This is a genomic window from Thalassotalea sp. 1_MG-2023 (assembly GCF_030546745.1).
Lineage (GTDB): Bacteria > Pseudomonadota > Gammaproteobacteria > Enterobacterales > Alteromonadaceae > Thalassotalea_C.
In genome coordinates this window covers 1-2,147 of the sequence record NZ_JAUOPD010000056.1, presented here as the reverse complement: position 1 = coordinate 2,147, position 2,147 = coordinate 1, and the positions used below count along the sequence as shown (strand labels likewise).

At 40.1% G+C, this 2,147-nt stretch carries 2 protein-coding genes; both read right to left on the bottom strand.

Going from position 1 to position 2,147, the window contains the following annotated elements; translation table 11 throughout:
- The coding region (locus Q4489_RS18155) for a condensation domain-containing protein (RefSeq protein ID WP_303483347.1) at positions 1-1,729 on the bottom strand (1,729 nt) is incomplete at its 3' end.
- A 235-nt stretch (positions 1,730-1,964) separates the two neighbouring features.
- A partial coding sequence (locus Q4489_RS18150) for a hypothetical protein (RefSeq protein WP_303483343.1) occupies positions 1,965-2,147 on the bottom strand: 183 nt, incomplete at its 5' end.

Here is a 2,147-nt window from a genome sequence, read left to right as displayed (position 1 = left end):
CTTTTTGATTATCACTTTGTAGGTCTAATATACGATATTGGTTAATATTATCTGACCAGCCGACAATTCTATCCTGTACGATCACAGCAGCAGGTTTAGCATCATCAAGAATGTCATTTTGACGCTCTAACGCTTGGTTAGGATCAAGCGGAACATAAGCAGCACCTGCCTTAAGCACTGCTAACAAAGCGACAATTAAGTCATCACTATGTTGTAAACACACACCAACTAATTGACCTGGTTCAACACCTATAGCTACAAGGCCATTTGCAATGCGATTACTTGCTTCATCTAATTGCTGATAGCTGACGCTCTTGTTTTGGAAAGTTAGCGCGACACGCTGTGCATGGTTCGTACAGGTGTCGGCAAATACAGTGATAATATCACTAGGCTTGAATGCTGATAACAATCTATATGAAATTTCAGCATGTCCAGCTAACGTACAATCCGTGTCAGGATTGTTAGTCAGCAGTTCGAATATCGTTTGATATACTTTGACAAACCGACTTAAATCAGCACTGTCATACACACTGCCATCTAACTCTAAAAAGATCTCTGGCTTACTAATTGACTTGTTGTAAGTAGCTTGAACAGTAAATGGGTAGTTGGTTTTCTCAAATCCTCTAACATCGTCGTCTGCTCGTTTGACGTGAGCCGATTCATTAAAAGAGGTGTAATTGAAAATATGTTGAAAAAACTCAGCACCTTCATGCTCCTTTTTCATCAAACCCAGTGGATAACGGCGATGAGGAGAGATAGCTTTTTCTTGCGTAGCAATTTCTTGAATAAGTGCAGACCATGTTTGGTTTGCAATATTCACTCTAAAAGGAACAGTATTTAAGAACAGACCCAATACAGATTCGGATCCCAATTGCTCTGTTCGACCATTTACCACTAAACCAGTCATCACATCTGACTGGCCAGACAATATAGAAACAGCTCTTAAATGGACAGCTAACAAAATTGCTTTTCGTGGAACCTTAAGTGCAATGCTCAAATCTTCAATTTTTGTGGATATCGTTTTTTCAACCGGGACGACAGCTGCTATGTGGTTCACACTACGTTCTGTATTGTTAGTAACTGCACTTTCAATATCGGCACGAACATGGCTAGCTAACATCGTTTGCCAATATTGTTGAGTTGCTTCGCTTGTAATAGCTCGCTTTTCAGCGGCAATAAAGTCTCGATATTTAGCCGGAGAACGGTCAACCTCGTATGGCAGCTCTTCCAAAGCAAGCGCATAACAACGTAATAGTTCAGCAGTCAGATGCCTAAGGCTATAACCATCTAGAAGAAGATGATGAAAACTGAATGCTAATTCAAAGCTATGTTCATTGCGATTAATTGCAAACACGCGAAACAGAGAAGATGACTCTAACTCAAAACCACGTTGTTTTTCCGTTTCAATCCATTTAAGCTTTGCGTCCTTAAAAACTGCTTGATCTGCGTAAGAAAAGTCCAATCTGGTTATTAATGTTTCTCGTGACGCATGTACTACTTGTAGCGGCTTCTTAAATCGACTGAGCTCTAATGTTGTACGCAAAATCTCATTTGCACTTACTAGGTCATCGACAACTTGCTGTAACTTGTCCATTTCAAATGGAAGGTCTACTAGCTGGATCACTATGTCGTGATAGACAGCTTCAGATTTTTCCATTTGATGGTGAAACAACATGCCCATTTGCGTGTAGCTTAGAGGGTAAGCGTCTTGAATTTGCTGTTTATTCATTGATGCATTTCCATTACCGAACAAAATATTTTTAATTGCCTTGTCGAAATAACAGGGCTTTTTCATACTAAGCAGATTCAACTACAACCAATGCTTTTGCGGTAACTGCCACATATGACAGGTACTTATTTTTGGATAATATCTAAAGAAAGGATAAATACCGATAAATTAAGAAACGGCGCGACAGAACTGGGCTACGGCGCCGTTTTGGGTTAATTAGTGATTGTGAATACCACTAATTTTGTGCTAACAATACTGTAAGATCTTCACTATCCAACAAATCAAATTCTGCGGTTTCGATTTGTTCCGCAGCAGTCACATTACCTCCTTCGATTGCGATCGCTAGTGCAGCGACCGTATCATGTTCAAATAAGTCTTCTAATGAGAAGTGGATCCCTTCAGCACCTGCTCGTGCAGC